Raw genomic sequence first — 25,623 nt, forward strand, 5'->3', positions numbered from 1 at the left:
CTCACTCCGTATCCGGGCTATCAGGTGCCACCCGCTCGCACAGCAGAAGACACATGTCGTCCTCGTGTCGACTGTCCGTCAGCAGATCGGCGAGCATGGACCTGACCAACGTCTCCCCTTGAACACCTGGATCGGCAGCGAAGGCGTCGACCAAACGTCTCAGGCCGGTATCGATGTCGTAATGCCGCCTTTCGACCAGCCCGTCGGTGTAGAGCAACAGTGCCCCACCCGCCTCGACCACGGTCGAGTGCTCCGGTGGATCGATCTTGTTCATCGGCACCCCGAGCAACGGCGCCTGGCGGTCGGTGAGCAGCTCGGCCGTCCCGTCCGCCGCCCGCAACGCCATCGGCAGGTGCCCGGCTCCCGCCCAGCGGAGCGCACCGGTGCCCGGATCGAGCTCGGCGATCACCGCCGTGGCGAACAGGGTCGTCTGCTGGGTGCGCATCAGCTGGTGCACCAGGCGCAGCGTGGCGGCGGGACCGTGGCCCTCGATCGCGTAGGCGCGCAGCGCCTTCTGCAGCTGGCCCATCATCAACGCGGCGTCGATGCCGTGTCCGGTGACGTCGCCGACGGTGAGCACCACCCGCCCGTCGGGCCGGACGAACGCGTCGTACCAGTCGCCACCGACGTTGACGCCGCGCGAGGCCGGGCGGTAGCGCGCGCAGACGCGGATGCCAGGTGACCGCGGCAGCGTGGGGAGCATCGCGCGTTGCAGCGTCTCGGCGAGGTCCCGTTCGCGTTCGTACTCGCGGGCGTTGCGCAGCGCCACGGCCGCCCTGCTCGCCACGTGGTTGCCGAGCTCGCGCTCGTCCTCGTCGTAGTCCAGCCCCGCCCTGCGGAGCTCCAGCACGCCCAGGCACTGCGTGCCGACGAGGAAGGGCAGCGCCAGGGTTGCGGAGCCCCTGTGCGCGCGATGCGTCCGCGCCGCGGCGACGACCTCCGGCGGCGGCATCCTCGGGATGTCGTCGGAGGTGGTCGCCGCGCAGGACAGCACGTCCTCCACCGGCACCCACGACGTCGCGGTCTCGGCGAAGCCCGCGCGCACCAGGTGCTGCACGAGCCGGTGCAGCACCTCGTCCTCGGCCAGCGAGGTGACCAGCATCCGGCTGATCTGGTCGAGGAAGGTCAACCTCCGCCGCTGCTGCTCCAGCTCCGCGTGCAGGGCGAGCAGGCCCGCGTTGGTCTGCTGCAGCTCGGTCTGGTGCCAGTCCAGCACCTTGCGCTGCTCGGCGATCACCGCGAGCAGCGGGGCGAGCAGCGTGTCGTCGGTGACCTGCTCCGGCCGCGAGCCCGGCAGCGGGATCGTCGTGCCCTCCGGCACGTCCTCCACCGCGACCGTCACCACGCCGCCGCCGACCCGGACGAGACCCCGCAGCACGCGGCCGACCGCGACGAGCAGCTCCGCGCGGTCCACACCGTCGACGGGCAACTGCGCGAGCAGCCGCAGCAGCGACTCGCGCAACCGCCGGGCGTCGGCCTCGGTGCCGACGCGCTGCGAGAGCAGCTCGGTCCTCATCGACGTCATGGCGCCCCACCTGTCCCGCCCAGCACGAGCACCCCGGCGTCATCCCGCAACCTGTTGGCCTGCCACAGGATCAGGGCGCTGAGCACCAGCGGGTCGTGGGCGCGCACGCCCGGCCAGTCGGCGAGCGACCACCGCTGGTTGATCCCGTCGGTGTTCATGATCACCATGGAGTCCGCCGTCCACTGGCGCAGCGTCTCCACCGGCCGATGACGTTGTGCACGGTGTCCGACTATGCCAGGTGAGGACACCAGCTGGACGGCGCGCTCGACCCCTGGCTCGTGCACGCGCACGACGATGTTGCCGGTCCCGGCGAACCGGAGAACCCGGGTGGCGCGGTCGATGTGGACGACAGCGACGGCCGCTCCCCTGGTCGGCGCGATGCGCACGCCCATCAGCTCCAGCAGGTCCAGCGGCAACGCTTCCGGGTGCTCCTCGACGACGCGCAGCGCGCTCGCGGCGGCGGCCTCAGCAGCCTCGCCGTGCCCGGAGCCGTCGACGAGCACGGCGGTGAGCACGTCCTCGTCCGCACCGCCCCGCACCGCCCACCCGTCACCGCACGCGGACTCTCCGGGAGCGGGCAGCGTCAGCCCGACGGGTCCGGGCTCCGCCGGCGCTTCGAGCCACCGGGCGAGCACCGCGGTTCCCTTGCCCCGCAACGAGTACAGGTCGAAGGTGTCGGCGGCGCGGCGGGCGGCGCCGAGGCCGGTGCCCATGCTGCCCGCCGTGGAGAAGCCGTCGACGAGGCAGCGCCGGGGATCGCGCATGCCCGGTCCCCGGTCGACGGTGACCAGGTCCAGCCTGCCCGGCGAGTGCCGCACCAGCAGCATCCCGTCCGTGGCGTGCTTGACCAGGTTGCTCGCCAGCTCGCTGGCGCCGAGCGCCACTCGCTCCACAGTGGACTCGCCGAGACCGGCGCGCTGGGCCGCCTCGGTGGCCAGCGCGCGGGCCCTGCCGACGTGGCTGGGCTCGTGCACCCGCATGTCCAGCCGCCGCTCGCTCACCTTCGGGACCGCGCGTGGAAGCAGACGGTGACGGTGGTGCCCTCGCCGGGCGCGGAGTCGATCTCGAACTCGTTGGCCAGCCTGCGCGAGCCGCCGAGCCCGAGGCCGAGCCCGCCCGCCGTGGTGAACCCGTCGGCCAGCGCGCGCTCCAGGTCGGCGATGCCGGGACCGGAGTCGACGAAGGTGAGCCGGATCGTGCGCCTGCCGTCCTCCTCGACGGTCTGCACCCGCGCCTCGCCCCCGCCACCGTGCAGCAGCGTGTTGCGGGCCAGCTCGCTCGCCGCCGTCACCAGCTTGGTCTGTTCGATCAGCGACAGCTCCGCCGCGGCCCCGTGCTCGCGGACCAGCTGGCGGACTCCGACGATGTCGCCCTCGGACCTGATCGGCATCGTGTGCGCCGCCAGGACTCGGCTCACCTCGCCTCCCCCGACACGTCGAGCCGGCGGATGCCCAGCTGACGCAGGCCGGCCTCGACGTTGAGCGCGGTGCGCAGCCCGTGCAGCGACAGCCCGAGCTCCACCAGGGTGATCGCCACGGCGGGGCGCATGCCGACCACGACGGTGCGCGCGGCCAGCACCGAGGTGGTCGCGGCGATGTCGTGCAGCACCCTGCCCAGGAAGGAGTCGACGATCTCCAGCGCGGAGATGTCGATGATCACGCCGCGGATGCCCTCGTCGGCGACCTTCTCGGCGAGCTCGCGCTGGAACCGCAGCGCCAGCTCGTCGTGCAGCTCGACCTGGATGCTGACCAGCAGGATGTCGCCGATCCGCAGCAGCGGGAGGGCGTTCATCGGCCGATCGCGCCGGTCGGGGCGGTGACCTGGTAGCCCACCTTCGCCAGCCCGAAGGCCAGCGCGTCGGCGAGGCCCGCGCGGGTGGTGACCTCCTCCAGGTCGATGCCCAGCTGCACCATGGTCTGCGCGATCTGCGGCCGGATGCCGCTGATGATGCACTCCGCACCCATCATCCGGGCGGCCATCACGGTCTTGAGCAGGTGCTGGGCCACCATCGTGTCGACCATCGAGACGCCGGTGATGTCCAGGATCGCCACCTCGGCGCCCTGGTCGACGATGGCCTGCAGCAGGCTCTCCATGGCGATCTGGCTGCGCGCGCTGTCCAGGGTGCCGATCAGCGGGACCGCCAGGATGCCGCGCCAGAGCCGGATCACCGGGGTGGACAGCTCCAGCAGCTGCTCCTGCTGCTGCCGGATGAGCTCGGCGCTGGTGGCGATGGCGGTCTCCATCACGGCCACCCGCAGCGTGCCGAGCGCGTCGACCAGCAGCGCGGTCTCCTCGACGCCGCGGTGCCCGCCAGCGGCCTTCCACAGCCGGACCACGGGGGTCTTCAGCCTGCCGACCTCGACGGCGATCTCGTTGGCCGAGTCGCCGAGGCGGGTGCGGCGGCCCGCGAGCTCGATGAACAGCCCGCGCAGGGAGTTGAACGGGGTCGCGGCCGGGTCGTCCTCGTCCCCGGTGCGCACCGCCTCGGCGAGCGCGTGGAGCACGGCGGCGCAGTCGCGGCGGACCTGGGCGATGTCGCCGTCGCCGGAGTCGAAGAACGGCAGCCGCTCCCAGACGGCGATGATCTCGGCCTCCTGGCTGGCCAGAAACGTCGCGACCTCGGCCCCGGAATGGCGCTGTTCACTCATGAGATGTCCTGCCTCGCTACGGACGGCGGTATGTTTGCCCAGAGACAAACATATTGGGGGTGGCTCACCGGGGTTCAACGCGGTCCCGCCGGGTCACCACTGTAGAAGTGAAGCGGGTTTACTACCGTGCCACTCGGGCGCGCGCTGCGCGGCCGACGACGATCTCTGCGGGAGTCCAGGATGACGAGCAACAACCCCACGCAGCCGGTGAGCGACGCTGGTGAGGCGGGCACCGGCAGCTCCGTGCACGGCGAGGTCGATGGGACCACCGGCCGGATCAAGCTCGTCGGGGAGATCGACTACGCGGGCGCCCCGCAGCTGGACGCCGAGGTCGCGCGCCTGCTCGCGGCCGGGGCCACGCGGCTGACCGTGGACTTCGCCGGCGTCTCCTTCTTCGACTCCGCCTGCCTGAGCTCCCTGGTGCGCGCCCGCGAGGCCGCGCAGGAGTCCGGTGGCGAGCTGGTGCTGACCCACCTGAGCAAGTACGCGCTGCGCATCCTGGAGATCGCGGGCGTGACCACGCTGTTCACCGTGACCGACAGCCCGGCCTGAGATCCGCTCCACGCGCCGCGGTTTTCCCCGGCGACGGGTGGTTCCAAACCGGTTCCCCGCGACGGGCATACTCGCCTGACGGCGCTGTCGGGAGCGCCTCGGGTGTTTGCGGGGAAATGTCATGCGGGTTCTCGTCACGGGGGCGAGCGGTTACCTGGGTCGGGCCGCGGTGCGGCAGCTCGACGCCGAAGGGCACGAGGTCGTCGGGCTGGTGCACCGGCACCAGCCACGGGGTTTCGCGCGGGTGGAGTGGCGGCGCGGGGACCTGCTGGACTTCCACTCGCTGGTGCTGGCGACCGCCGACGTCGACGCCGTGGTGCACCTGGCGGCGCTGACCAGGGTCCGCGAGGCCTTCGCGCACCCGACCAGGTACTTCCGCGTCAACGTCGCGGGCACGCTGAACCTGATGGAGGCGCTGGCCACCTCCGACCTGCCCGCGCGGATGGTCTTCGCCTCCACCGGCAGCGTCTACGGGGTGCCCAAGCGCCAGCCCGTCGACGAGGACGCCCCGCCCGACCCGCGCAACCCCTACGCCGCCTCCAAGCTCGCCGCCGAGCAGGCCATCGCGTGGCAGTGCGCGACCGGCCAGCTCGGCGCGATCAGCCTGCGGATCTTCAACATCGCCGGGGCGTCCGGCGAGACCGGCGACCCGGACGGCACCCGGATCATCCCGAGGGTGGCCGCGGTCGCGGCCGGGCGGGCCCGGCGGGTGGACGTCTACGGCGACGGCTCGGCGATCAGGGACTTCGTGCACGTCACCGACGTGGCCAGGGCTGTGACGATGTCCCTGGAGGAGTGCGAGACCGGCACCCACCGGGTGTTCAACGTCGGCGCCACCCCGGCCAGCGTGTCCTCGATCCTGGAGACCGCGCGCAGGCTCACCGGCCGCAAGCTGCCGGTGGCGCACCACCCGGCCCACCCCGGCGAGGCGGGCAAGCTGATGGCCGACAACGGGCGGCTGCGCGGGAAGCTGGGCTGGCAGCCGCAGAACTCCTCGCTGGAGCAGCTGGTCGCCGACCAGTGCCGGACCGAGCTGAGATCGGTCTGACCCACCCTTGCGCGGGTGGCGGGATTTCGCCAGGATCACCGGCTTCGCGGTCATCGGCAACGAAGGGTGGGAGATCATGACGGCACCGGCGGTCGCGGGCTATCGCAGCGGCTTCTGGTCGATCGACCAGGAACATTCCAGCGTGCTGTTCACGGCGCGGCACATGGCGGTGGGCCGGGTGCACGGGCGGTTCCGCCGGTTCGTCGGCAAGGTCTTCACCGGGGCGACCGTCGAGGAGTCCGCGGTGCGCGCGATCATCGACGCCACCTCGCTGGACACCGGCAACGCCAAGCGGGACAAGAGCCTGGCCTCGGCGGAGTTCCTGGAGTCCGACCGCTTCCCGACGATGGAGTTCCGCTCCTCGGCGGTGCACCCCTACGACACGGACTTCCTGGTCGACGGCGAGCTGGCGATGCACGGGCAGACCAGGCCGGTGCGGCTGAAGCTGACCTTCAACGGGATCATCGACGACCCCTACGGCGGGACCAGGGCCGGGTTCAGCGCGCACACCACGATCCGGCGGCGCGACTTCGGGCTGACCTTCGACGCCCGGCTGCCCGGCGGCGGACAGCTGGTCAGCGACCAGATCTCCATCACCCTGGACATCGAGGCCACCCTGGACGCGCCCGACCAGGACTGAAGTTACCCAGACAGAAAGTAGTCACCCGCTCGCGTCACGTCACGGATCCCGACCGCCGCCGTCCCAGAGAACGGGGGCAGCACCCAGTCGAGATCCGCATCCAGAGGTGAGCGATGTACGCCACTGATCACGTCGGTACCTGTTCGAAGTGCGAGGGCGAGGTGGTCCGGTACAACGGCCGGCTCATCTGCACCCAGTGCGGCGCCCAGTACTGAGGGGCGCGCGGCCTGTCCGCCCGGCCTCGGGGCGCGGGACCGGGCGGACGGGCGGGCACATCGGTAACTCGACCGATCGGTATATATTCGACGGCATGCGCGTCCACCACCTGAACTGCGGGAGCATGGCTCCCCCCTTCCGCAAGCTGGTCAACGGCACCGGCGGCCTGTTCGCCAGTGGCGAGATGGTCTGCCACTGCCTGCTGATCGAGACCGGGGACGGACTGGTCCTGGTCGACACCGGCGTCGGGGCACACGACATCGCCGCCCCCGCCGAGTCGCTGACCAGCGAGTTCCTCAAGATCACCCGCCCGAGCCTGCGCCACGAGGAGACCGCCGTCGCCCAGGTCCGCGCGCTGGGCCACCGGCCGGAGGACGTCCGGCACATCGTGCTCACCCACCTCGACCTCGACCACGCCGGCGGCCTGCGCGACTTCCCCTGGGCGAAGGTGCACGTGCACGCCGACGAGCTCGCGGTGGCGACCGCGCAGGCGACGCACCGCGACCGGCGCCGCTTCCGCGCGGCGCAGTGGTCACACGGGCCGGACTGGGCGAGCTACCACCCCGGGGGCGACCGCTGGTTCGGCTTCGAGGCGGTCCGCGGCCTCACCGGCCTGCCCGAGGACATTCTCTTCGTCCCGCTCGCGGGGCACACCAGGGGCCACAGCGGGGTCGCGGTCCGCGACGGCTCCCGCTGGCTGTTGCACGCGGGAGACAGCTACTTCTTCCGCGGCGAGGTGGACCCGCGCCGACCGCACTGCACCCCGGGTCTGGCTCTGTTCCAGCAGCTGGTGACCACCGACCGCGCCAAGCGCACGGCCAACCGCGACCGGCTCCAGGAGCTCGCGGCCAACCACGGCGACGAGATCGAGATCTTCAGCGCCCACGACCCCGAGGAGCTGCGCCGCTACCGGTAGGCCCGGTCAGGCGGCGCAGGCGTCGTTCAGCGAGGTCGCCGGGGCACCGGTGGAGGGCAGCGCGGGCGTCGTCGTGCCCGCCCTGCCGGTGGTGGTCTTGCCGCCGGGCTTGGTGGTCGTGGTCGGCGCCGCCGAGGTGGTCGTGGTGCCGGGCACGGGCGCGGCGTGCGGGTTCGGCGGCGGGCTGATCGCGGCCTGCACCACCTGGCGCATGTAGGCGTAGTCCGGCCGCGCGCTGTCGAACTTGCCGTCCTTCGCGCGGGGGTTGGGCAGGTTCGGGTCGAAGGAGATGCTCTCCAGCGGGTGGTCCTTGATCTTCATCGCCAGCTGGAGCAGCGCGGGCAGCACGTCCTGCGGGATGTTGGTCGCCACGTTCGCGCTGGTCGCCTCGGCCACGCTGCGGAAGTTGTTGAGGATCTTCGACGGCGGGTTCTGCTCGACGACGTACTTGATCAGGCAGCGCTGGCGGCCCATCCGGGTGTAGTCGTCGGTGTTGGTGCGGGAGCGGGCGAACCACAGCGCCTGCTCGCCGGAGAGGTGCTGGCGACCGGCCTCGATGTAGCCGAAGGGCTTGACGACCTCGCCGAAGGGGCCGATGCCGCCCATCGGCACCCGGTGCGGGCCGACGTTGACGTCGAGTCCGCCGAGCGCGTCGATGATCGAGGCGAAGCCCTCCATGTTGACCTGGACGTAGTAGTCCAGCTCCAGGCCGAGCATGGTGCTCACGGAGGAGTGCAGCAGGTTCAGGCCGGGGATCTTGCTCGGCCCGCCGGGCGGCACCAGGTCCGGGTGCTCGTTGCCGTACTTGTACATGGCGTTGAGCAGGTACTCCGAGGAGTTCGGGTTCCTCGGGTCGGTGAAGCCGTTCGGGAACTGCTTGGCCAGCTTCGAGCCGGGCGGGAACAGCGCGTTCTGGGTGTTGCGCGGCAGGGCGAACAGCGTGGTCCGACCGGTCTTGGTGTCGATGCTCGCGGTCATCATCGTGTCGGTGCGGGTGCCGATCCGGTCGGCGCCCGCGTCGCTGCCGATGAGCAGCACGTTGATCCGGGGCTTGCGGAAGCCCTTCACGTCGGCGCCCGCCTGCGCCGCGGTCCCCGAGGAGCCGGACGGGAAGACGGTGTCGAGCAGGTTGCGCTGCGCGTCGGCGGTGTAGGCGGCGTAGCCGAAGGGCGTGGCGACGCCCGCGCACAGCACGGCGACGAGCGCGCCGCCGACCACGCGCTGACCGGCGCCGACGCGGCGCGGCAGGGCGGCGACGTAGGCGCTGACGATCACGGTGAGCCACAGCACGGCGAGCACCAGCATGCCGCCGATGAGGTAGAGCAGGACCTCCGAGGAGACGACGTACTCGATCAGCTCCTCGCGCGGCACGCCGAACGCGAGGAACACTCCGGCGCCGACCAGCAGCAGGAACAGGCCGAGGATCACGTAGCCGACGCGGCGGCGGAGGACGAGGTGGCCGGAGCCGGGAACGACGGTGGAGAACAGGGCGAGCATCAGGGCGCCGCCCATCGTGCGCGCGCGTTTGACCTGGGACTTCACTGGCGGCGTCACGATGGGCTCCGGTTGGTACCGGAACGCACGGTGATGTCGGCCCACTGGTGCTCCTCGTTCTCCAGTCGGCCGGAAACAGGGCCGCCCCGCTGATCAACGCTACTCCGGGCCGCGTCGCGCCGGGTTGCTTTTCATACAGAAGACGCATGACCAGCAACTCAGGTTGCACCATTGCGATGCGTATGCGAACAACTACCCTGCGCACACAGTTTCCGCAGGTCAGCGGCCTCAGCCGTCCATAGTACGGGGCCGAGGGGACCGCGCGGACGCGGTTGCCAGACCGGCAACGACACGGCGGATGAAACGATCAAGGAAGGCGTGCGTCAGACGGCCCATCAGCGGCACCCGCGCGCCGAAGGTGGACCGCCAGTGGATGACCGTCCCGTCGCCGTCCGGACGCAGCTCGACCTGGGCGCGGTAGTCCCGGATCGGCAACCCGGACAGCAGCACGTACGCGAACCGGCGGTCCGGGACCAGCTCGACGATCCGCTCCCTGCTGCGGACCGGCCAGGTCCGGAAGACCCGGATCGCGCCGGCCCCCTCGCGCTCGGTCTCCCCCGGCCGCTCCAGCTCGAAGGAGCCCAGCGGGGACCACTCCGGCCAGCTCGCCCCGTCCCGCAGCAGCGCGTAGACGACAGCGGGCGCGGCGGACGTGCGCTGCTCGACCTCGATAGTGTGAACCATGCGGTACATGTACCAACTGGTTCACGCGGCGGGCAAGGAGTGGAGATGGGCGACACGCGGCAACGGCTGCTGGACGCGGCGGTGGAACACCTCGCCGCGCACGGGCTGACCGACCTGAGCCTGCGTCGGCTCGCCACCGCGCTCGGCACCAGCCACCGGATGGTGATCTACCACTTCGGCTCGCACGAGGGCCTGCTCGTCGAGGTGATCCGCGTGGTGGAGCAACGCCAGCGCGAGGCCTTCGCCGACCTCCGCGACTCCGGTTCCCCCGCCGAGGTGATCCGCGCGTTCTGGCAGCGGCTCTCCGACCCGCGGCTGTGGCCGCACGAGCGCCTGTTCTTCGAGATCTACGGCCAGGCGCTCCAGGGGCGGCCGGGCACGACATCGCTGCTGGACGGCGTGGTGGAGAACTGGCTGGAGCCGGGAACGCGAGCGGCGGTGCGGTGGGGGCTCGACCCCGCGACGGCGCGCGCGCAGGCGCGGCTCGGGCTCGCCGTGGTGCGCGGGCTGCTGCTGGACCTGCTCGCCACCGGCGACCGCGAGGGCACGACCGCCGCGCTGGAACAGTTCGCTGCCGGCTACGAATAGCGTCCTTTCGTCTGTTTCCCCGCGCCGGTCCCGACGGGGACGATCAAGGCATGGCACTGACCAGGATCGTGGTTGTGGCGTTGCTGGCGACGATGGCGATTCCGGTTGGGGCACAAGCCTCTCCGCGCCCGGCGGCGGCGTGGACCGGGCCGCTGTCCACCGAGGGGCGCTACATGGTCGACGCGACCGGCGCCCGCTTCAAGCTCAAGTCGGGCAACTGGCACGGGGCCAGCGGCACGTGGAACGGCTCGGGCGAGGTCAACGACCCCGCCCAGCACCACGCCGGGGAGAAGAGCGACCAGATCCCGCTCGGGCTCGACCGCGCGCCGATGGCGTCGATGATCGAGAGCTTCCGGGCGATCGGGCTGAACAGCATCAGGCTGCCGTTCTCCAACGAGATGGTGCACGACACCCGCCCGGTGCCCGACGCGGCCGTGCGCGCGAACCCGGCCCTGCGCGGGAAGACCCCGATCCAGGTCTACGACGCGGTGGTCGCGGCCCTGACGTCGGCGGGGTTCGCGGTGATCCTCAACAACCACACCAACACCGCCCGATGGTGTTGCGGCGTCGACGGGAACGAGCGGTGGAACACCAGCCAGTCCACCCAGAAGTGGGAAGCGGACTGGCTGCTGATGGCCCGGCGCTACCGCGACAACCCCCGCGTTGTCGGGGCCGACCTGTACAACGAGGTCCGCAGGAACGTCCTCGACGACCCGAACTGGGGGTGGGGCAACGAACACGACTGGCACGCGGCGGCGCAACGCGTAGGAGACCGGATCCTCACCGAGGCCAACCCGGACCTCCTGGTCATCATCGAGGGCATCAACTGGATCGGCATCCCGGCCGACGGGTTCCCGCACGGCCGGCCGACCATGGAACCGGCGCGGACGCTCTCGCACACCCTGGTGAAGTCGCGGAAACTGGTGTACGCGGCGCACTTCTACGGCTACACCGGCCCCAACCACAGCGGGGCAACGGGTGTCGGCGAGACCAGCGACCCGCGCTACCGCGACCTCAGTCGCGACGAGCTGTTCGCCGTCCTGGACCGGCAGGCGTTCTTCGTCGCGCAGGAGAGCGGCAGTCACTTCACGGCGCCGTTGTGGGTCAGCGAGTTCGGTTCGGGCGGGCGCGAGGAGACCGATCCCAAGTCACGCGCCTGGTTCGAGAACTTCGTGGACCACTTGGTGCGCAACGACACCGACTTCGCGTACTGGCCGCTGGTGGGCTGGCACGAGAACCGGCGCGGCAACGGGTGGGCGTTGCTGCACTGGGACTCCGCGGGCAACCGGATGAGCGTCGACGACGGCGACGACTGGCGGGCGGCGGCGTGGCACCGGCTCGTCGGTGCCACGGGGAAGACCGGCGCGGTGCCGAGGACCGACACGTGGGACATGCTCGCCCCGGACCACGGCGATGTGGTGCAGTCACTGCGGATGCGGGCGGAGCCGGACTGGGACTCCGGCGCGCGCAAGGCGGCGTGCCCGGACGGCCAACGCCTGACCGGCCTCGCGCGAACCGGTGGGCACGGCCTGTGCACCGACGCCGGTCTCGTCGCGGATTCGCTTGCCCACCAAGTGGTTCGCGATGAGCGCCACGTGACCAGCGACTGGGCCTCCGGCTACACGAAGTTCCAGTGCCCTCCGGCGCACGTGATGACCGGGTACGCGATGCGTGGCGCCGACATGTCCTCGGTGCTCTGCCAGCGCGTGAGCCGACCGCTGGGCACGGGCGGGCGGACGGTGTGGTTCGACCGCGGCGACAACCGTCCGGCGGGGGCTCGTGGTGGCGACTTCGCGCACGGGAGGTTCAAGGGGCAGTGCGCGGAGACGGAGTACGTCGGCGGTGTCGCCTGGACCGGGCGCGTCGTCGGCCGGGCGAGGACACCCGACGCGCTGTACTGCGTCGCACTGAACGCTCCACAGTAGACAGTCATCGGGCGGGCAGCCGCCCGTCCACAACCAGCAGCGGCGCGGTCCAGCTGCCGACATCCGGAAGGAGGAGGTCTTCCCCGGCGGGGTGAGCGGTGTCAAGCGTCACCGGGCGAGTGGAACAGCACAACCCGGTGACCAGGTGTGGACGGCTACGGTGGCGGGGTGAGCGAGCACCTTCAGCTGACCGTGGACGGCGCGGTGGCGACCCTGACCATCGACCGGCCCGCCAAGCGCAACGCGATGAGCCACGCGATGTGGTCGGCACTGCCCGGCCTGATGGAGCGGGTGGAGCACGACGACGCGGTCCGGGTGCTCGTGGTCCAGGGCGGCGACCACTTCTCCGCGGGCGCGGACATCAGCGAGTTCGGCACGCTGCGCAACGGGGCGGAGGGTGCGCGCGCCTACAGCGAGGTCGTGCACGCCGGTGAGCGGGCCATCGCCGCCCTGAGCAAGCCGACGATCGCCGCCGTCAACGGCTTCTGCGTCGGCGGTGGCTGCGAGATCGCGCTGGCGTGCGACTTCCGCATCGCCGCCGAGGACGCCCGGTTCGGCATCACCCCGGCGAAGCTCGGCATCATCTACCACTTCACCTCGACGAAACGGCTGGTCGAGGCGGTCGGCCAGGCGTGGGCGAAGCAGATCCTGTTCACCGCCGAACTGATCGACGCGGCGACCGCGCTGCGCATCGGCCTGGTCAACGAGGTCCACCCCGCGTCGGAGCTGGCGGCGCGGGCCAAGGAGCTGGCCGCCGTGCTGGCGGCACGGGCCCAGGTGAGCGTGCGCGGGGCGAAGACAGTGATCAACAGGATCACCGACGGCCTGCACGCGGAGGACGACCACCTGCACGCGGTGTACGAGGCGAGCTACACCAGCCCGGAGTACGCCGAAGGCGTCCAGGCGTTCCTGGAGAAGCGCCCGCCGAGGTTCTGACCCGGCTACAGGGCGCCGGCGGCGGGAACGCTCGACGCGCTCTCGTCGGAGCGCGTGCGCGGCAGCGGCGCGGTGGACGACTTGAGGTTCCGCGCGACGTCCTCGTAGAACTGGTTGACAGCGGCGAGCACCGAGTCGACGAACGTGTCCCGCCCCGTGCTCATCACGAAGTTCTGCGTGATCCGGAAGGACCGCGGGTCCGGCAGGGGATCGACGCGCACGGTCTTCGGCACGTTCTTCAGCTGGCGCTCCAGCCAGTTCACCCGTGTCGTCGGCCGCCCCTCGCGCGGCGCGTCGACGTCGAGATGACAGGCGATCCGTTCGGCACGGAGGTCGACGGTGACGTGCAGGACGCCCGCCGTGCCAGGGACACGCATCGCTCCGGCGAGGACCCCGTCAGCGGCGAGCTGCTCCGCCAGGTTCCGCGTGCGCAGGGCGGGATCGGCGGTCTCCTTGCGCGACAACAACGGCGTGGCCTCCACACCGAGCCGGAGACAGGCGAACCGCAGCAGCTCGTCGAAGCGCATGGCGGTCTCGGTGGAGATGCTGTCCGCCGCCCGCAACGTGCCCGCCGCGACCGCCTCGCGCACCGGCTCCCAGGACTCACCCATGTCGTCGAAGGTCACCGCGCCCGAGCTGGGGTGCTCCAGGTAGCGGATCAGCTCGCCCAGGATCCATGCCGGAGCGGGGTCCACGACACCGCGCAGCGTCACGGCCGTGCACAGCAGCTGGGACCAGGAGAGGCGGTGCAGCCCTTCTCTGTCCACAGTGGTCACGGCGGGAATCTCGTTGGAGATGGCGATGACCGCGTCGAACCCGTGCTCACGGGCCATCTCCAGGTATGCGTCCACGTGCTCGGGCCGGAGGGTGTTGTTGCCGGTTCTCGCCACGACGAGGGCGATCCACTTGCGCGACCCCCTGGTGGCGCGAACCAGCCCGTCCGCGACGAACTCCCTCTCCCGTGAACGCAACGGCACGTCGACGAAGGTCTCCACCCGCCCGGACGGCGCGCCCAACGGCCGCACGACGGCTCTGCCGAAGAGCCGGACCGCGAACATCACCGCGAGCAGAGCCGAGGTCGCCCGCCGTTCCCGCCCTTGTGTGTCGTCCATTCCCTGAGTCGGGATGAGCCGCGCCGCGTGCCAGGAGATCGCTGCCATGACCTCATCCTTTCCCCGGGAGCAGCTCGCGTTTCGTTTTTCCCGGAAGATCCGTTAGCGCGCAGCGCGACCTCACCCGATCGGAGAAGTCGGGCATGGGTGTTTCCTGGTGCATGCGCAGACACGAACCCGATGACGGGCTGCCCGCGTCGGCGCCCTCACCCGTTCCGGGCGAGGTGCCGGGTGAGGCCGGTCCGATAGACGTGACCCCAGGCGATGTGCCCTCGCGCATCGACGACCGTCCTGGAGGAAGCGTCATGACGCAGGCACAGACGAGCACCGGTTACCCGTTCTTCGAACTGATGTGGACGATGCTGGTCCTCTTCTGCTGGATCATCTGGTTCTGGCTGCTCATCGTCATCTTCGGTGACCTGTTCCGCCGGTCGGACATCTCCGGTTGGGGCAAGGCGGGGTGGACGGTCGTCCTGCTCGCGCTGCCCTTGGTCGGCGTCCTGATCTACCTGGTGGCGCAGGGAAAGCACATGGGCGAGCGCAGGTACTCCGAGGCCCCGACCGCGCGGGAGCGGTACGACAGCTACATCCGTCCGGTGCCGTCCCGCAACCACGTGGCGGACCAGATCGCCAAGGCCAAGCAACTGCTGGACAACGGGGCCATCACCGACGAGGAGTTCCAGGAGATCAAACGGAAGGCCCTCGCATCGTGACCGGCCGGATTCCTTGCGGCACACCGATATGACGCGGGAACCACGCTCGATCCTGCTTGCTGTGGCGCGTCCGCTGTTCACGGTCGCGGTCCTGGTCCTGGTGTACTACCTGGCGCCGGTGGACCGGTCGCTGAGCATCAGAACCCTGGTCGTGCTGGTCTTGGGCCTGTGCCTGGTGGGGGTCACGGTCGCCTGGGAGGTCAGGACGATCCTGCGTTCGCCGTACCCCACGTTGCAGGGAGTCCAGGCCCTCGCCCTGGTCATCCCGATGTTCCTGCTGCTGTTCGCCAACTTCTACTACCTCCTGGAGCTCAACCGCGCGGGCAGCTTCACCACGCCGCTGACGCGAACCGACGCGCTGTACTTCGTGGTCACGGTGTTCGCCACGGTCGGCCTCGGCGACATCGCCCCGGTCACCCAGGGAGCCCGGATCCTGGTCACCTGCCAGATGATCGGCGACCTGCTGGTGCTCGGCGTGGTGCTGAGGGTCATCCTGATGGCGGTCCAGCACCGTCAGCGGCAGCCCGCTCCGATCGGCTCAGTCCGTGCTCGCGCGCGGCGCAGGCGGCGTGCCGGTCGCTGACACCGGGCCGCGAGGAATCAGGATCGCGGCGACGAGACCGAGCACGGCGACGAGACCGAGCGTCCCCAGGGCGAGCGCGAAGGGCGTGCCGCCGGGGTGGGCCGCCCCGAGCAGGACCGAACCCGCTAGCGCGGTGCCCAGTGACGACCCCAGGTTCGACACGCTGCGCGAGACGCCTGAGATGTCGCCTTGGGCCTGCTCCGGGGCGGTGGACTGGACGAGGTTGACGGAGGCGGTGAGCATGACCCCGACCCCGGCGCCGAGCAGGAACAGCCCCGGGACGGAGCTGAGAAAGCCCGAGTCGTCCCTGACGAGCGCGAGCAGCAGCGCTATCCCGGCGATCGTGGTGACGAACCCGCTCCGGATCAACCGGCGCTGCGAGTGCCGCCGTGCAAGGCGTTCCGCCGCCGCCGACGAGATCAGGATCCCGATCGTGGCTGGCAGCAGCTCCAGACCGGTCTGGATCGCGTTGTCCCCGCGAACCTGTTGCAGGAAAACCGAAAGCACGAAGAACGAACCTTGGAGGACGAACCACTGGACGCTCTGGGTGAGCAGCCCGAGGTTCGAGGCGCGGTCGCGGAACAGGCTGGCCGAGACCAGCGGGTCCCGCCCTGCCCTCTCCCGCGCACGGATGTGCCAGGCGAAAACGGCGAGGACGACGACCCCGAGCCCGATGAACGGCCACACAGGCGAGACCCCGCCCGCCGGGATCACGACGGTGCCGCCGATCGAGAAGTCCTTGCGGGCGGCGAACCAGCCGTAGTTCCCGGTCAACAGCACACCGAACACCACGCAGAACAGGCCGAGCACGGACAACAGCGCGCCCGGCACGTCGAAGCGCGGTCGCCGTCCGGTCCTCGGCGGGTCGTCGATCCTGCGCGCCAGGACGATGATCCAGACCACGATGAGGACCTGGAGCAGGAACGAGGCACGCCAACCGACACCGCTGGTGATGAGGCCGCCGATCAGCGGCCCGGCCGCGGCGCCGAGACCGCCCGCTCCGCTGACCACGCCGAAGTACTTGGCCCGGGTCCCCAGGTCGGCGAACACCACGGTGACCAGGATGTAGATGGGCGGGATCAGCAGCGCCGACCCGACCCCCTCCAGCACGGAGTACCCGAAGGTCAGCAGCCCTTGCCCGGGGGCGGAGGACGCCAGCAGCGCACCGGTCCCGTAGATGACCAGACCGGTGACGAAGCACGCCTTGCGGCCCCAGATGTCGGTCAGCTTGCTGCACGGGATCATCAACGAGGCCATCACCAGCGTGAACAACGTGATCGTCGTCTGGATGCCGATCACCGTCGTGCCGATGTCCGCGGCGATCGTGCTGATGGCGACGTTCATGTTGGTGGCCGCGAAGCTCGCGACGAACTGGCCGAGCGCCAGCGGCAGCACGATCTCACCGGGCTTCATGCTCCTTGATCCGTTCGCCATCGGACGCGTCCTCCCAGACCTCGACCACGAAGTTCGGTGCTGGACAACGGTGTGATGGCCGAGGCGGGGCCGCCTCACCTGCTCCGGGTGATGTGCCGCGCTCGGCGCGAGACGACCGTGGGACGAGGGCGTCCCGCGCCGCCCGCGACGGCCGCAAGCGCGTTTCGTGGAGGTAGCCATGACCGAGACAGCGATCGCCGACCACGGACTGGTGGGGGACCTGCAGACCGCCGCGCTGGTGGCCACCGACGGTTCGATCGACTGGTTCTGCTGTCCGCGGTTCGACTCGCCGAGCGTGTTCGGCGCGCTGCTCGACGACGCGCGTGGAGGGCACTTCCGGATCAGCCCGGTCGGCACGGAGTACCGGACCAAGCAGATGTACTTCCCGGACTCCGCGGCGTTGATCACCCGCTTCTTCACCGAGGACGGCGTCGGTGAGGTCATCGACTTCATGCCGCCGGTGGACTCGAACGCCACCGACAACCACCGGATCGCCCGGATGTTGCGCTGCGTGCGGGGCGCCATCAACTTCGAGGTGGTGGTGGCTCCTCGGTTCGACTACGGCCGTCAGGCCCACCAGACCAACGTGACGGAGCACGGGGCGGTCTTCACCACCGACGAGCTGGCACTGACGGTGCACGTCGTACGGGAGCCCGACGACGCGAGGCTCGCCCGGCTCCGCGTCGAGGACGGTGACATCCACATCTCGCTCGACCTGGTGGCGGGACAGCTCCGCGGTCTGGTGCTGGAGTCCGCGGCGGACGGACCTCCCCGCGAGATCCGGGTCACCGAGATCCGGCGGCTGTTCGACGCGACGGTGGGCTACTGGCGGTCCTGGCTCGCCCGGTCCACCTACCGGGGCCGGTGGCGCGAGGCGGTCGAGCGGTCGGCGATCACGCTCAAGCTGCTCACCTACGCCCCGACCGGCGGCCTGGTCGCGGCGCCGACGATGGGGCTGCCGGAGCAGATCGGCGGTGAACGGAACTGGGACTACCGCTACAGCTGGGTGCGTGACGCGTCGTTCTCCGTGGATGCCTTGCTGAGGCTGGGGTTCGTGGACGAGGCGGCGAGGTTCGGCGGCTGGCTGGGTGATCGGATCCGGGAGGGCGCGGGCAGCGGCGCCAGCGGGCCGCTCAACATCATGTACCGGGTCGACGGGTCCTCCGACCTGACCGAGGAGGTGCTCGACCACTGGTCGGGGTACCTCGGCTCCCGCCCGGTGCGGGTCGGCAACAACGCGGCCGACCAGCTCCAGCTCGACATCTACGGCGAGGCGATGGACAGCCTCTTCGTCGCGGACCGGGCCGGGATCCAGACGCCGCACCGCGGCTGGACGGCGATCCGCGGTGTGCTCGACTGGCTCGCCGACCACTGGGACCAGCCCGAGGAAGGCATCTGGGAGACCCGCGGCGGCCGTCAGCGCTTCACCTACGGCCGGCTGATGAGCTGGGTGGCCTTCGACCGCGGAGTCCGGCTGGCCGCGGCGCACGGGCGCCCCGCGGCGGTCGACCGCTGGGTCCTCGAACGCAACGGCATCTACCACCAGATCATGGAGCAGGGCTGGAGTCCGGCGCGCCGCGCGTTCGTCCAGCACTACCACACCGACGTCCTGGATTCCTCGCTGCTGCTCATGCCCAAGGTCGGGTTCATCGCGCCCCGCGACCCGATGTGGCTCTCGACCCTGGACGCGATGGACTCCGAGCTGGTCACCGACAGCCTGGTCTTCCGCTATGACCCGGCTGCATCGCCCGACGGCCTCCGCGGCTCGGAGGGGACGTTCTCCTTGTGCACCTTCACCTATGTGGACGCCCTGACCAGGGCCGGTCGCCACAACGACGCGCGGCAGGCGTTCGAGAAGATGCTCACCTACGCCAACCACGTCGGCCTGTACTCCGAGGAGATCGCCCTGACCGGGGAGCAGCTCGGCAACTTCCCCCAGGCCTTCACCCACCTGGCGCTCATCAACGCCGCGGTCACCCTCGACTCCGTTCTGGAGCGCCGCAAGCGGTTCCAGTGAACCGCGACAAGGGAACAAGTCGATTTTCGAGAACGAAATAGGGCATCGGGCACCGGCGGTCAAGTCACGGATTACGGCGACAGCACAAGGTCGATGCGCAAGGCAAGTGGTTACTACAGCGCGTGCCGTCCACCTGTCATCTGACTTCACAGCAGGAGAAAACCCATGCCGAAAGTCGGCAAGGCCCTTCTCGTGGGAGCTGCCGTCGTCGGGGCCCTCATGGCCGCGCCGGTGGCCCGACGAACGAGACGTTCGGCACCCCGTCCGCGTGTGAGGCGCGGGCCGCCAAGATCCGCGACGGCATCACCGGTGCCGAGGGCAAGGTGGAGTTGTTCGGCTGGCCACTGAAGTTCCGCTGGCGCCTCTACGTCTACAACTGATCAGCGAACCGCTCGGCAGCGCGGGGAAACCAGCCGTTGCCGAGCGGTTACCCGGGTCGTGTCACTCCCGCAGACGGGCCAGTACCCGGTCAAGCGCACGTCGCACCGCATCAGGCACGCCTTCGCCGCGCAGGTCGGTCATGAGCTGCTGGTTGATCCCGCCCGGAGTCATGTGCTTCTCGGTCAGCGTGGCGAGTGAGTCGGTGCGCTCCGACAAGGTCTGCCCCAACTGCCCAAAAATGTGCGTCGTGTAGGCGGTCGCGGCGTCGGATTCCACACCGTTTTCGGCCAACCAGTTCACAATGGTGGTGAGGTAGTCGAAATGCGCGGCAAAGGTGGCTGTCGCCGCGCTGAGCGCATCCAGGGTCGTTTCTTCGCCTGGAACGAGGAGATCACCCACGCGGCTGAACAGCTCACGAGCGTCAGCATTGTCCGGGTACATCGCCGTAACACTTCGAGCACGCGCCGCCGACGGCAGCGGAATGGACCGCACGACGTGAGCTGCTGGCGCGACCCAGCCCTGCACCTGTTCCAGTCGCACACCGGCCATCACGCTGATCACCACGTGCTCGGGTCGAAACGACAGCTTCGCCAAGACCTCACGAGCTACCTGCGGACGCACCGCCACCACGATCGACGTCGCGTTCTCAAGCACATCCTGGTTGCTGCCGCACACCTGCACGGTGGGGAACCGGCTGGCCAGCTCCTGCCCCACATCGCGGCTGCGCGGCGACAGGAAGACCGCGGGAGCGTCGGCGCCGGCGTTGAGGCCCTCCACGATCGCCGCCGTGATCGCACCCGTACCCACGAACCCGTAGGCGACGGGCGACGACTGCTGCTGCATGGTTCGTCCTCCACAGCTCACCTGGAGCCCCGCGCAGCCGCCGTGGCCGCCCCCAGCCATCGCCGATCGTAATCGTCCACGGCCGATCCCAACGGAACCTGGTGTCCACATTGGACAGCGACGCGGTCGTCAGGAAAGCGGACCGCCGAAGACATCGCGACCCTCGTCCGCCGAGCACACGTCGAGCGCACTCAAGGTCATCCGGGATGGCCGCGACCGGTCCGAGAACGGGAAACCGCAGTTCACCCGGCCTGCGTGAGTGGGGCAGGTGGGGCTCGAACCCACGACCTGACAGATTATGAGTCTGCTGCTCTGACCGGCTGAGCTACTGCCCCCAATGTGCTTCTCCACGAACGGCCGAACGCTCATCACGCGTTGTAGTCCCCCGTGAGGGGTGCGATGTTAGTCCACCCACACCCACGCATCCCGGCGGGGGCTGGCACCTGTTTGTGGGCATTTTCCTGTACTGGCGGCTATCTGCCGTAGTAGAGGTTGTAGGCCACTTCGGGCAGGAACTCCGAGGAGGCGCTGTGGGGCGCGACGCCGTAGGGGCCGTCGGACTCGCCGGGCAGCTTCACCCAAAGCGTCGCGTCGAAGCCGTTCACGCCACCCGTGTACTGCGGTTTCTCACCCAGTTTCCGGCCGGGCGGGTTGCCCCACCAGGTGGTCGGGTTGGCGTGGATGTAGGAGTCCGGCGGCGGCCCGTTGCCGTTGCGGGACGTGTCGATGACGTAGCCGACATCGGGCAGGTCGAGGATTCCGCACAGCTCCACAGCGAAGGATTGGCACACGCCTGTGGTGTTGTAGTTCGACACGTTCACCGCGAAGCCACGTGCGTCCGCGATACCCGCCTGCGCCAACCAAGGCGCGAGTGAAGCCGGTGAGTTGTACCGCCCTTCGCCGCCATCGAGGTACGCGTAGGTGTTGGGCGCGTAGTGCTTGAAGGACTGCACCGCGTACGTGAGGCACGCCAAGCGGTCCCTGCGCTGCTTGGTGCTCAGGCCCGGCATGTGTATGAGGGTGTCGGGTTCCAGGATCACCACTGCGGGGCTTTCACCGATGAACTGCGCGAAGGACTTCGCCCACGCCTGGTAGGACTTCACGTCGCGGAAGCCGCCGGACGACGCCCCGCCCGCGTCGCGGAACGGGATGGCGTAGGAGACGAAGACGGGCAGAGTGTTCGCCTCCTCGGCGTCGCCGAGGATCGGGGCGATCTGGGCACTGATGGGCGCGGGGCCGACCCACTTCGCCTGGGGTGTCGCGGCGATCTTGTCCCAGACCACCCAGCGGCGGCTCGTCGTGCGACCGGCGTCGAACTCCGCCTCGCACCATTCGTGTGATCGCGTGTCGGTGAGGACGTGGAAGCCCTCGCGCATCTCGTACGGGTTGGACATCTGTGCTCCCCGTGCCGCAAACACCCTGGGGGACAACAGTTAGCGGCTCGCGGATCTGCTTCGCCACTGTTGGGGGGCACATCGGCACCTTTGGGCGAGCGACTGCGGTCTTTCCCTGAAACGACAACACCCCAGGCGCACTGACCTGGGGTGGAAGCTCCTCCGACTGGACTCGAACCAGTAACCCTGCGATTAACAGTCGCATGCTCTGCCAATTGAGCTACGGAGGACCGTGTGTTCTGTTGTTGTCCGGCTCGGCCTGACAGGAAGTAACTCTAGCGCATCCCGAGGACTGGTTTTCACCACCCCCGGGTACCCACTGCCTGGAAGAGTTTTCGCAGGTCAGAGCGGAGGCAGTGGCGATGAAGGCGTTCATGCTCGGTGCGGCCGTCGGTTACGTGCTCGGGGCGCGGGCCGGACGTGAGCGCTACGAGCAGCTCACCAGGGCCTATCACAGGGTGCTCGACCACCCCGCCGTCCAGGGCGCCGCGGGCTTCCTGCGCGCGAAGGTCTCCGAGAAGACCGGGCACCACAGGAACGACCACGCGACGCCACCCTTCGAGAAGCGAGAGCCGGTGCTCGCCAAGCCCTAACCCGGCTTCTGGCCCACCGCGAAGACCCGCCGGAACGGGAACCACGTGCTGCCATCGGAGCTCTGCGGGTACGCGGCGCGCAGCTGGGGTGCCAGCTCCGCCAGGAACGCCGCCCAGTCGCCGTCGGACAGCGCAGCGCGGACCGGGCGCAGCGCGGTGCCCACGATCCAGTTCAGCACCGGGTCGTCGCCGGAGAGCCGCTGCTGGTACGTCGTCTCCCACACGTCCGCTTGCCAGCCCGCGTCGGAGAGCACGCACGCGTACTCGTGCGCCGTCAGGACGGGTTGCTCGTCCCGCAGCGCCTCTCCGAGCGAGTCGCTCCAGCGCGGGGTCGCGGCGAGCTCGCGCAGGAGCACGTGGGACGGGGCGTCGAAGTTCCCCGGCACCTGCCAGGCGAACCACGCCGATGGCGGGAGCTGACCCAGCCAGCCACGCAGGAGCTCCACGTGCCCTGGCACCCACTGGAGCACCGCGTTGCAGACCACCACGTCGGTGTCGGGCTTCGGGTGCCACTCCGCGACGTCGCGGACCTCGGCGGGAACACCGCGCCGCCGCGCCTCCTCCACCATCTCCGCCGAGGCGTCAAGCGCCTCCAGGCGGGCGCGCGGCCAGCGGTCGGCGAGCACCGTGGTCAGGGTGCCGGGACCGCAGCCCAGATCGACGACCGCTCTCGGCTCGAACGCGCCGATCCTGGCCACCAGCTCGTGGAACGGGCGAGCTCGATGGTCGGCGAACGCCAGGTACTGGGCCGGATCCCACATGCACACCTCCATAAAAACCGTACGTACGTACTTTATAGGGTGCGCGCGGTCGGCGGAAGTGCCCTGACGGGGGTTCTAGCCCTCCTCGGCGCGCGCCTGGCGCAGCCGCTGGGCGACCTCGGTGGCGATCGGTTCCACCACGGCCATGTCGGTGCCGGGATCGGCGCGGACCTGCAGCACGAAGCCGTCGCGCCCGGGGACCTTGCGCTGCACGAACCAGGCCCCACCGCCCGGCAGCTCCCTGCGGTGGGTGGACTTGATCGAGCCGGTCACTCTTTTGTGCAAGGCTTCGGGCAGCCTGCCCGCGTCGGCGAGCACGTACCGGCGCGGCGCCTGGTCGGTCAGCAGCACCGCGTCACCCGCTGTCCCGGTCTCGGTGGCCTCGGTGATCGTGAGGGAGCCGTTGGCCCAGCCGGCCTTGCTGATCAGGTGCCACCCCACCCGCCGGTGCCCGGCGTCGCCCTCGGGCAGCCACAGCCCGTACGTGGTGGCCACCATGTGCCCGGCTCCCCGCACCTCGGCGACGGCGACGACGTTCTCCTCCGCGTCCAGGGCGGCGGTGAAGCCCTGGGGCAGCTTCACTCCCCCGGTCAGCCGCTCGACGGTCCGCCGCCACCATCCGCTCACGTCACGCTCCCATGCCGGGCTGCCCGCGCAGTCCCTTGTGGTACTGCTCCAGGGCTACCAGATCGCCGAACAAGGCGTGGTACTCCTCGCGGTCGGTGATGGGCGAGATGCGCTGGAGCCGGGACTTGATCTCCGCGATCTGCCTGGCGACCAGGTTGGCCTGCATCGCCGAGAGCACGCTGGAGACGTAGCGGCTGTCGTCGTCGGACTTGGGCGGCAGCTGCAGGGGCTCGACGGAGAGCTCGGTGACCATCGAGCGCAGCGTGTCCGGGCACTGCTCGGACACCGAGCTGATCAACGCCGCGCCGGAGAGCCCGCACGAGGTGCCTCCGGCCGCGAGGACGGCCTGGTGCAGCGCGAGGTACGCGGGGTGGGTGAACGCCTCGTCGGAGAGCGAGTCGTACACCGGGCCCGCCAGCGCCGGGAGCTGCAGGGCGGCCTTGAGCGCCTCCCGCTGCAACCGCAGGTGCGGGTCGCGCGGGTCGGGCCGGGCAGGGCCGGTGGGCATCTCCACGGCGAGCGCGCCCTGGTTGGGGTCGACGGGCTGCGGCTTGCGCTGCCGACCCCGGCCCGCGTCCGGGTGCTGGCCCGCCGCCTCGCGCACGCGGCGGAGCACGGCGGCGGTGTCGTCCCAGCCGAGCCAGCCGGAGAGCTGACGCGCGTACTCGTCGCGCAGCGCGGCGTCCTTGATCTGGCCGACCAGCGGCGCGGTGCGGCGCAGCGCCTCGACCCGGCCCTCCGCCCGGTCGAGGTCGTGGTCGGCGAGCATCCGGCGGATGGCGAACTCGAACAGCGGCTGCCGCCTGGCGACGAGGTCGCGGACGGCGGTGTCGCCCTTGGCCTGGCGCAGCTCGCAGGGGTCCATGCCGTCGGGGGCGATGGCGATGTAGGTCTTGGTCGCGAACTTCTGGTCGTCCTCGAACGCCTTCATGGCGGCCTTCTGGCCCGCCTCGTCGCCGTCGAAGGTGAAGATCACCTCGCCGCGGAACTCGGCGTCGTCGAGCATCAGCCTGCGCAGCACCGAGATGTGGTCGGAACCGAAGGCCGTGCCGCAGGAGGCGACCGCGGTGGGCACCCCGGACAGGTGCATCGCCATCACGTCGGTGTAGCCCTCGACGACGACGGCCTGGTGGCGGCGGGCGATCTCGCGCTTGGCGAGGTCGATGCCGAAGAGCACCTTGGACTTCTTGAAGATCGGCGTCTCCGCGGTGTTGACGTACTTGGCCTGGATCGGGTCGTCGTCGAACAACCGCCGCGCGCCGAAGCCGACCACGTCCCCCGCGAGCTCCTTCAGCGGCCACAGCAGGCGCTTGTGGAAGCGGTCGATCGGCCCCTGGCGGCCTTCCTTGGACAGTCCGGCCTTGTAGAGCTCGGTGAGCTCGAAGCCCCTGCCGAGGAGGTGCTTGGTGAGCTTGTCCCAGCCCGCGGGCGCGTAACCGCACCCGAAGCTCGCCGCTGCATCGGCGTCGAAACCGCGCTCGCTGAGGAAGTCCCGTGCGGTCTGGGCCTCCGGAGTGGCGAGAAGCTCCATGTAGAACTGGTGGGCGATCTTGTGCGCCTCCAGCATCCGCGAGTTGGTGCCGCGGTCGCGCTGGACGCTGCCGGAGCCCCCGCCGGTGTAGACGATCTGGATGCCCACGCGGGCGGCGAGGCGTTCGACGGCCTCGGTGAAGCCCAGGTGCTCGTACTGCTGGATGAAGCTGATGACGTCGCCGCCGACCCCGCAGCCGAAGCAGTGGAACGTGCCGTGGCTCGGCCGCACGTTGAACGAGGGGGTCTTCTCGTCGTGGAAGGGGCACAGCCCCTTGACCGCGCCACCGGTGCGTCGCAGCGCCACGTACTCGCCGATGACGTCGTCGATCCGGTTGCGGTCCCGTACCTGCGCGATGTCGCTTTCCCGGATCCTGCCTGCCACGTCTACCGAGTCTAGGCC

25 protein-coding genes and 2 tRNA genes are annotated in these 25,623 nt (G+C 70.2%); 11 read left to right on the forward strand and 16 right to left on the reverse strand.

Annotated elements, in window-relative coordinates; translation table 11 throughout:
- Position 1 precedes the first annotated feature (1 nt).
- Genes ACFFQA_RS34995 through ACFFQA_RS35015 form a run of 5 tightly spaced genes read right to left on the reverse strand, consistent with a single transcriptional unit; the run spans position 2 to position 4,173 of the window.
- Positions 2 to 1,525: a PP2C family protein-serine/threonine phosphatase gene (locus tag ACFFQA_RS34995; RefSeq protein ID WP_377861709.1), complete on the reverse strand. Its 1,524-nt coding sequence runs from the start codon at positions 1,523 to 1,525 to the stop codon at positions 2 to 4.
- Positions 1,522 to 2,526 carry an anti-sigma regulatory factor gene (locus ACFFQA_RS35000; protein WP_377861712.1) on the reverse strand — a complete coding sequence of 335 codons (1,005 nt, stop codon included), beginning with the start codon at positions 2,524 to 2,526 and terminating at the stop codon, positions 1,522 to 1,524. Before ACFFQA_RS35000 ends, ACFFQA_RS34995 begins: the two co-directional genes overlap by 4 nt.
- The gene (locus ACFFQA_RS35005; RefSeq protein ID WP_377861714.1) at positions 2,523 to 2,942 is read right to left on the reverse strand and encodes an anti-sigma regulatory factor; all 420 of its coding nucleotides are present in this window, start codon (positions 2,940 to 2,942) and stop codon (positions 2,523 to 2,525) included. The genes ACFFQA_RS35000 and ACFFQA_RS35005 overlap by 4 nt, the downstream gene beginning before the upstream one ends.
- Complete coding sequence (locus ACFFQA_RS35010; RefSeq protein ID WP_377861717.1) at positions 2,939 to 3,316, reverse strand: STAS domain-containing protein; 378 nt, start codon at positions 3,314 to 3,316, stop codon at positions 2,939 to 2,941. The genes ACFFQA_RS35005 and ACFFQA_RS35010 overlap by 4 nt, the downstream gene beginning before the upstream one ends.
- Entirely contained in the window at positions 3,313 to 4,173 is an 861-nt protein-coding gene (locus ACFFQA_RS35015) for an STAS domain-containing protein (protein ID WP_377861719.1), read from the reverse strand. The genes ACFFQA_RS35010 and ACFFQA_RS35015 overlap by 4 nt, the downstream gene beginning before the upstream one ends.
- Before the next feature lie 180 nt (positions 4,174 to 4,353).
- Between ACFFQA_RS35015 and ACFFQA_RS35020 the strand changes: the two genes are divergently transcribed.
- The 4 genes from ACFFQA_RS35020 (at position 4,354) to ACFFQA_RS35035 (ending at position 7,545) form a co-directional block, all read left to right on the forward strand.
- Positions 4,354 to 4,725 (forward strand): STAS domain-containing protein, encoded by a 372-nt coding sequence (locus tag ACFFQA_RS35020; protein WP_377861722.1) that lies wholly within the window; start codon positions 4,354 to 4,356, stop codon positions 4,723 to 4,725.
- Between the two features lie 121 nt (positions 4,726 to 4,846).
- Positions 4,847 to 5,773 carry an NAD-dependent epimerase/dehydratase family protein gene (locus ACFFQA_RS35025; RefSeq protein WP_377861724.1) on the forward strand — a complete coding sequence of 309 codons (927 nt, stop codon included), beginning with the start codon at positions 4,847 to 4,849 and terminating at the stop codon, positions 5,771 to 5,773.
- A 76-nt stretch (positions 5,774 to 5,849) separates the two neighbouring features.
- Positions 5,850 to 6,413, forward strand: coding sequence for a YceI family protein (locus ACFFQA_RS35030; protein WP_377861727.1), 564 nt, complete (start codon positions 5,850 to 5,852; stop codon positions 6,411 to 6,413).
- Positions 6,414 to 6,723: 310 nt separating this feature from the next.
- A complete protein-coding gene (locus tag ACFFQA_RS35035; protein ID WP_377861729.1) occupies positions 6,724 to 7,545 on the forward strand; it encodes an MBL fold metallo-hydrolase in 822 nt (273 codons plus the stop codon).
- Positions 7,546 to 7,551: 6 nt separating this feature from the next.
- On the opposite strand, the gene ACFFQA_RS35040 is transcribed toward ACFFQA_RS35035, so the two are convergent.
- Positions 7,552 to 9,099: an LCP family protein gene (locus ACFFQA_RS35040; protein ID WP_377861732.1), complete on the reverse strand. Its 1,548-nt coding sequence runs from the start codon at positions 9,097 to 9,099 to the stop codon at positions 7,552 to 7,554.
- A 228-nt stretch (positions 9,100 to 9,327) separates the two neighbouring features.
- Positions 9,328 to 9,783, reverse strand: a complete 456-nt coding sequence (locus ACFFQA_RS35045; RefSeq protein ID WP_377861735.1) for an SRPBCC family protein — start codon at positions 9,781 to 9,783, stop codon at positions 9,328 to 9,330.
- Positions 9,784 to 9,828: 45 nt separating this feature from the next.
- Here ACFFQA_RS35045 and ACFFQA_RS35050 point away from each other — a divergent pair, with 45 nt between their 5' ends.
- The 3 genes from ACFFQA_RS35050 to ACFFQA_RS35060 all read left to right on the forward strand — a co-directional run bounded on the left by ACFFQA_RS35050 (position 9,829) and on the right by ACFFQA_RS35060 (position 13,232).
- On the forward strand, positions 9,829 to 10,371 hold the full coding sequence (locus tag ACFFQA_RS35050) for a TetR/AcrR family transcriptional regulator (protein ID WP_377861738.1): 543 nt from the start codon (positions 9,829 to 9,831) through the stop codon (positions 10,369 to 10,371).
- Between the two features lie 50 nt (positions 10,372 to 10,421).
- Entirely contained in the window at positions 10,422 to 12,296 is a 1,875-nt protein-coding gene (locus tag ACFFQA_RS35055; protein WP_377861742.1) for a glycoside hydrolase family 5 protein, read from the forward strand.
- Between the two features lie 168 nt (positions 12,297 to 12,464).
- Positions 12,465 to 13,232, forward strand: coding sequence for an enoyl-CoA hydratase/isomerase family protein (locus ACFFQA_RS35060; protein WP_377861745.1), 768 nt, complete (start codon positions 12,465 to 12,467; stop codon positions 13,230 to 13,232).
- A 5-nt stretch (positions 13,233 to 13,237) separates the two neighbouring features.
- On the opposite strand, the gene ACFFQA_RS35065 is transcribed toward ACFFQA_RS35060, so the two are convergent.
- Entirely contained in the window at positions 13,238 to 14,392 is a 1,155-nt protein-coding gene (locus ACFFQA_RS35065; RefSeq protein ID WP_377861748.1) for a hypothetical protein, read from the reverse strand.
- 257 nt (positions 14,393 to 14,649) lie between these two features.
- On the opposite strand from ACFFQA_RS35065, the gene ACFFQA_RS35070 reads away from it, so the two are divergent.
- Together ACFFQA_RS35070 and ACFFQA_RS35075 are read left to right on the forward strand one after the other, a co-directional pair.
- On the forward strand, positions 14,650 to 15,057 hold the full coding sequence (locus tag ACFFQA_RS35070) for an SHOCT domain-containing protein (protein WP_377861751.1): 408 nt from the start codon (positions 14,650 to 14,652) through the stop codon (positions 15,055 to 15,057).
- A gap of 61 nt (positions 15,058 to 15,118) precedes the next feature.
- On the forward strand, positions 15,119 to 15,640 hold the full coding sequence (locus ACFFQA_RS35075; protein ID WP_377861754.1) for a potassium channel family protein: 522 nt from the start codon (positions 15,119 to 15,121) through the stop codon (positions 15,638 to 15,640).
- On the opposite strand, the gene ACFFQA_RS35080 is transcribed toward ACFFQA_RS35075, so the two are convergent.
- Positions 15,596 to 17,074, reverse strand: a complete 1,479-nt coding sequence (locus ACFFQA_RS35080) for an MFS transporter (protein WP_377861757.1) — start codon at positions 17,072 to 17,074, stop codon at positions 15,596 to 15,598. The genes ACFFQA_RS35075 and ACFFQA_RS35080 overlap by 45 nt on opposite strands.
- A 178-nt stretch (positions 17,075 to 17,252) precedes the next feature.
- On the opposite strand from ACFFQA_RS35080, the gene ACFFQA_RS35085 reads away from it, so the two are divergent.
- The gene (locus tag ACFFQA_RS35085) at positions 17,253 to 19,091 is read left to right on the forward strand and encodes a glycoside hydrolase family 15 protein (RefSeq protein WP_377861760.1); all 1,839 of its coding nucleotides are present in this window, start codon (positions 17,253 to 17,255) and stop codon (positions 19,089 to 19,091) included.
- A 441-nt stretch (positions 19,092 to 19,532) separates the two neighbouring features.
- On the opposite strand, the gene ACFFQA_RS35090 is transcribed toward ACFFQA_RS35085, so the two are convergent.
- The 4 genes from ACFFQA_RS35090 to ACFFQA_RS35105 all read right to left on the reverse strand — a co-directional run bounded on the left by ACFFQA_RS35090 (position 19,533) and on the right by ACFFQA_RS35105 (position 21,939).
- Positions 19,533 to 20,315 (reverse strand): NAD(P)-binding domain-containing protein, encoded by a 783-nt coding sequence (locus ACFFQA_RS35090; RefSeq protein ID WP_377861763.1) that lies wholly within the window; start codon positions 20,313 to 20,315, stop codon positions 19,533 to 19,535.
- A gap of 260 nt (positions 20,316 to 20,575) precedes the next feature.
- Positions 20,576 to 20,650: transfer RNA gene (locus ACFFQA_RS35095), tRNA-Ile, on the reverse strand.
- Between the two features lie 138 nt (positions 20,651 to 20,788).
- Positions 20,789 to 21,709, reverse strand: coding sequence for a glycoside hydrolase family 6 protein (locus tag ACFFQA_RS35100; RefSeq protein ID WP_377861766.1), 921 nt, complete (start codon positions 21,707 to 21,709; stop codon positions 20,789 to 20,791).
- A 157-nt stretch (positions 21,710 to 21,866) separates the two neighbouring features.
- A tRNA-Asn gene (locus ACFFQA_RS35105) sits at positions 21,867 to 21,939 on the reverse strand.
- A gap of 132 nt (positions 21,940 to 22,071) precedes the next feature.
- Here ACFFQA_RS35105 and ACFFQA_RS35110 point away from each other — a divergent pair.
- Positions 22,072 to 22,302, forward strand: coding sequence for a hypothetical protein (locus tag ACFFQA_RS35110; RefSeq protein WP_377861768.1), 231 nt, complete (start codon positions 22,072 to 22,074; stop codon positions 22,300 to 22,302).
- Here the strand turns inward: ACFFQA_RS35110 and ACFFQA_RS35115 are convergent.
- From ACFFQA_RS35115 to dnaG, 3 genes are all read right to left on the reverse strand, one after another.
- Positions 22,299 to 23,063, reverse strand: a complete 765-nt coding sequence (locus tag ACFFQA_RS35115; protein ID WP_377861773.1) for a trans-aconitate 2-methyltransferase — start codon at positions 23,061 to 23,063, stop codon at positions 22,299 to 22,301. The two genes, ACFFQA_RS35110 and ACFFQA_RS35115, sit on opposite strands and share 4 nt — an antisense overlap.
- Positions 23,064 to 23,138: 75 nt before the next feature.
- Positions 23,139 to 23,690, reverse strand: a complete 552-nt coding sequence (locus ACFFQA_RS35120) for a hypothetical protein (RefSeq protein WP_377861777.1) — start codon at positions 23,688 to 23,690, stop codon at positions 23,139 to 23,141.
- Position 23,691: 1 nt separating this feature from the next.
- Complete coding sequence (gene dnaG, locus ACFFQA_RS35125; protein WP_377861780.1) at positions 23,692 to 25,605, reverse strand: DNA primase; 1,914 nt, start codon at positions 25,603 to 25,605, stop codon at positions 23,692 to 23,694.
- Positions 25,606 to 25,623 lie beyond the last annotated feature (18 nt).

The sequence above is a fragment of the Allokutzneria oryzae genome, assembly GCF_042429765.1.
GTDB classification, from domain to species: Bacteria; Actinomycetota; Actinomycetes; order Mycobacteriales; family Pseudonocardiaceae; genus Allokutzneria; species Allokutzneria oryzae.

Excerpts from the sequence above, each read along its gene's own strand:
- ACFFQA_RS35085 (WP_377861760.1), top strand. The coding sequence starts at position 17,253 with ATGACCGAGACAGCGATCGCCGACCACGGACTGGTGGGGGACCTGCAG.
- ACFFQA_RS35050 (WP_377861738.1), top strand. The coding sequence starts at position 9,829 with ATGGGCGACACGCGGCAACGGCTGCTGGACGCGGCGGTGGAACACCTC.
- ACFFQA_RS35110 (WP_377861768.1), top strand. The coding sequence starts at position 22,072 with ATGAAGGCGTTCATGCTCGGTGCGGCCGTCGGTTACGTGCTCGGGGCG.
- ACFFQA_RS35115 (WP_377861773.1), bottom strand. The coding sequence starts at position 23,063 with ATGTGGGATCCGGCCCAGTACCTGGCGTTCGCCGACCATCGAGCTCGC.
- ACFFQA_RS35100 (WP_377861766.1), bottom strand. The coding sequence starts at position 21,709 with ATGTCCAACCCGTACGAGATGCGCGAGGGCTTCCACGTCCTCACCGAC.
- ACFFQA_RS34995 (WP_377861709.1), bottom strand. The coding sequence starts at position 1,525 with ATGACGTCGATGAGGACCGAGCTGCTCTCGCAGCGCGTCGGCACCGAG.
- ACFFQA_RS35015 (WP_377861719.1), bottom strand. The coding sequence starts at position 4,173 with ATGAGTGAACAGCGCCATTCCGGGGCCGAGGTCGCGACGTTTCTGGCC.
- ACFFQA_RS35090 (WP_377861763.1), bottom strand. The coding sequence starts at position 20,315 with ATGCAGCAGCAGTCGTCGCCCGTCGCCTACGGGTTCGTGGGTACGGGT.
- ACFFQA_RS35025 (WP_377861724.1), top strand. The coding sequence starts at position 4,847 with ATGCGGGTTCTCGTCACGGGGGCGAGCGGTTACCTGGGTCGGGCCGCG.
- ACFFQA_RS35010 (WP_377861717.1), bottom strand. The coding sequence starts at position 3,316 with ATGAACGCCCTCCCGCTGCTGCGGATCGGCGACATCCTGCTGGTCAGC.
- ACFFQA_RS35045 (WP_377861735.1), bottom strand. The coding sequence starts at position 9,783 with ATGGTTCACACTATCGAGGTCGAGCAGCGCACGTCCGCCGCGCCCGCT.
- ACFFQA_RS35080 (WP_377861757.1), bottom strand. The coding sequence starts at position 17,074 with ATGGCGAACGGATCAAGGAGCATGAAGCCCGGTGAGATCGTGCTGCCG.
- ACFFQA_RS35035 (WP_377861729.1), top strand. The coding sequence starts at position 6,724 with ATGCGCGTCCACCACCTGAACTGCGGGAGCATGGCTCCCCCCTTCCGC.
- ACFFQA_RS35065 (WP_377861748.1), bottom strand. The coding sequence starts at position 14,392 with ATGGCAGCGATCTCCTGGCACGCGGCGCGGCTCATCCCGACTCAGGGA.
- ACFFQA_RS35055 (WP_377861742.1), top strand. The coding sequence starts at position 10,422 with ATGGCACTGACCAGGATCGTGGTTGTGGCGTTGCTGGCGACGATGGCG.
- ACFFQA_RS35070 (WP_377861751.1), top strand. The coding sequence starts at position 14,650 with ATGACGCAGGCACAGACGAGCACCGGTTACCCGTTCTTCGAACTGATG.
- ACFFQA_RS35020 (WP_377861722.1), top strand. The coding sequence starts at position 4,354 with ATGACGAGCAACAACCCCACGCAGCCGGTGAGCGACGCTGGTGAGGCG.
- ACFFQA_RS35030 (WP_377861727.1), top strand. The coding sequence starts at position 5,850 with ATGACGGCACCGGCGGTCGCGGGCTATCGCAGCGGCTTCTGGTCGATC.